This window comes from Vibrio neptunius (assembly GCF_000967495.1).
Taxonomy (GTDB): domain Bacteria; phylum Pseudomonadota; class Gammaproteobacteria; order Enterobacterales; family Vibrionaceae; genus Vibrio; species Vibrio neptunius.
The window spans coordinates 1-2,886 of record NZ_JXXU01000169.1 but is presented as its reverse complement, the minus strand read 5'-3'; the positions used below and the strand labels follow the sequence as shown (position 1 = coordinate 2,886).

Below are 2,886 nucleotides of genomic sequence, written 5' to 3'. Positions count from 1 at the left end.
CTCTCGAAGGGCGAAGCCCGCTCCCGCTTTCCAAAAGCGAAGCGCTCCCGTTCTCCATAGGACGCAGTCCGTTCTCACATCTCGCAGGACGAAGTCCGATCCCGCTTTCCATAGGGCGTAGCCCGTTCCTAGAGACGAAAAAGGCTCTGCATTTCTGCAGAGCCTTTTTCTATATATGGTCAGTGAAGAGCCAGATTCTAATTTCAGACGAACCCCCACTCGGGTTCTAATCCTATTTCCTATGCTCTAAAACGACGAAAGCCTGCTATAAAGCAGGCTTTCTTAATATGGTCGGTGAAGAGATATTCTTTTAACATCAGGCGAACCCATCGTGGTTCGAATCTCTACCTCGAAATGCGAAAAAGGCTCTGCATTTCTGCAGAGCCTTTTTCTATATATGGTCGGTGAAGAGGGATTCGAACCCCCGACCCTCTGGTCCCAAACCAGATGCGCTACCAAGCTGCGCTATTCACCGAAATTTTGGCTTTGAAATTCACGTCAATCGAGGGTCGCCCTCTGGTCCGCTATTCCAAAAACTCGATATGCGCTATCAAATTGCGCTATTCTTCGAGCTGATTGCCCTTCAACGAGGGCGTATATTACGGATTCTAAATTTGAACGCAAGCCATTTCCCTAAGTTTTTTTGCAATTAGGCTTATTTGCCTAAAACATAATCAACGGGCCACAAAATGTGAGCAAAAACACAGCGCAAGAAACAAATACGCAACTAAAACCATACAATTGATCCAGATCAGTACTTGTATTGCGACCAGCTATTACTTTAATCCATGTCATCACTATTTTGGATTTGGAGGAAACATGGACTTTTGGCTGAATCTCCTGTTTGGTAATGCAGTTGGGCTATCTTCGATGCTAGTCATCTTTGGAGCTTTAGGTCTGATGCTTTTTTACGGCGGTTACTTCATTTACAAAGTAATGAACGACAAATCTCCTCACTAGATCGCTTAGCCCTATTTTTCGAATAGAGTATCGCTATGCACCGAAGTAGATCCTTTGTCTACTTCGGTTTTTTATTTTCAGTGGCCTAAATCTGTGCACCATTATTGGCTGCTATAGGTATAATAAGGTTACTGATTCCCTACTCTGAGATGCTGTTATGTCTCACGATGATGATTTTGCTTTGTTCAAAGAAATGATGGGCGACGTCACACCCATCCAACAAGATACAACCGAACACAAAAAACACCATAAAGTCACTGAAGCACAACTTGCCAAACGAGAAGCCGCTATCTGGTTAACTGAAGATGACCCAGAATATTTGTCAGTAGATCATGCCCCTATGCTCAAACCCGAAGATATCATCGAGTTTAAGCGAGATGGTGTTCAGGAAGGCGTCTACAGAAAGTTGCGCTTGGGAAAGTACCCTATCCAAGCTCGTCTTGACTTGCACCGCCTTACCTTGAAACAAGCTCGGGATGAAGTGGTTAAATTTCTCAAACAGTGCATATCAATGGATATTAGAACGGTTGTCATCGTCCACGGCCGTGGTGAAAAATCTAACCCACCTGCACTAATGAAAAGCTATGTGAAACAATGGTTGGAGCAAATTCGAGACGTACAATGCGTTCATAGCTCACAGCGCTTTCATGGTGGCACTGGCGCCGTTTATGTCATGCTGCGCAAAAGCTCGGATAAGAAACTCGAGAATCGAGAACGACATCAAAAACGCCTTGGTTAAACACTTGCTCTGCTGAGTAAGATTAAACTTACTCAGATAGCATAACAGTGCTAGAATATCTGGGCAGCCGAACGGGCTGCTTTTTCATTTTTAGATTAATGCCGTTGTGAAACGTTAGAGAGAACAACATGTCACAAGATGCCAAACGCTTAAACAAATTCATCAGTGAAACAGGCTTTTGCTCACGCCGCGAAGCCGACCGCCTAATTGAGCAAGGTCGTGTCACGATCAATAGTAAAGTCCCTGAAATGGGCACTAAAGTTCTGCCGGGCGACGACGTTTGCGTTGATGGTAAACCTATCAACGCAGCAACAGATAAACCTATCTACATTGCTTTGAATAAGCCTACAGGCATCACCTGTACCACTGAACGTGATATTCCCGGCAACATTGTTGATTTCATTGGCCACAAGAAGCGTATCTTTCCTATCGGTCGTCTAGACAAACCATCTGATGGTTTGATCTTTCTGACCAATGACGGTGATATTGTCAACAAGATACTTCGCGCTGGCAATAATCACGAGAAAGAGTATGTGGTCCGTGTCGATAAACCGATTACCGAACAGTTCATCAAAAAAATGGGCTCGGGTGTGGATATCCTCGATACCACGACACTGCCATGTAAAGTCAGTAAAGAAACGAAGTTTTCTTTCCGCATTGTCCTCACTCAGGGCCTGAACCGACAGATCCGCCGCATGTGCGAAGCTCTTGGTTACGAAGTCTTCAAGCTTCGTCGTGTTCGTATTATGAATATCACCCTGGATGGGATCCCGAACGGTCAATGGCGCTATCTAAGCGACAATGAGATCGAAGAAATTCTCGCAATGTGTGAATCATCGAGTGGAACGGAAGACGCTTCTAAAGTGGATGCACGCGGTCGTAACATTCGCAAAGCGACTGACGCCAAGCTATTTGATAGCCGTGAAGAAAATCAGGAATCGAAAGCTCGCCGTAATCAAAAGCAGCGAACCTTCAAAGGCAAAAATGCCGAAGAATTTCGCCATGCCCCTAATTCTAAAAAAGGGCGTGGAGGAAAACCAGATTCCAAATCTAAGCCGGCCACCAATAAAGGTAAAAGTGTCTACAAGCCAAAGTCAGATAAGCCCGCTCAGCGACCATCAAACAAGCCTCGTACAGGCGGTACGTTAAGTTTGAAGAAGTAAGCAAAGAGCTGGAGAGCTGGAGAG

Annotated in this window: 3 protein-coding genes and 1 tRNA gene; 3 read left to right on the top strand and 1 reads right to left on the bottom strand. The window is 45.1% G+C overall.

What is annotated here, in order from left to right; translation table 11 throughout:
- Window positions 1-398 precede the first annotated feature (398 nt).
- Window positions 399-475, bottom strand: a tRNA-Pro gene (locus TW84_RS23675).
- Between the two features lie 344 nt (window positions 476-819).
- On the opposite strand from TW84_RS23675, the gene TW84_RS23895 reads away from it, so the two are divergent.
- From TW84_RS23895 to rluF, 3 genes are all read left to right on the top strand, one after another.
- Window positions 820-960, top strand: coding sequence for a DUF3149 domain-containing protein (locus tag TW84_RS23895; protein WP_006959603.1), 141 nt, complete (start codon window positions 820-822; stop codon window positions 958-960).
- Window positions 961-1,117: 157 nt separating this feature from the next.
- On the top strand, window positions 1,118-1,699 hold the full coding sequence (gene smrA, locus TW84_RS23665) for a DNA endonuclease SmrA (RefSeq protein WP_045978055.1): 582 nt from the start codon (window positions 1,118-1,120) through the stop codon (window positions 1,697-1,699).
- A gap of 128 nt (window positions 1,700-1,827) precedes the next feature.
- On the top strand, window positions 1,828-2,862 hold the full coding sequence (gene rluF, locus TW84_RS23660; protein WP_045978054.1) for a 23S rRNA pseudouridine(2604) synthase RluF: 1,035 nt from the start codon (window positions 1,828-1,830) through the stop codon (window positions 2,860-2,862).
- Window positions 2,863-2,886 lie beyond the last annotated feature (24 nt).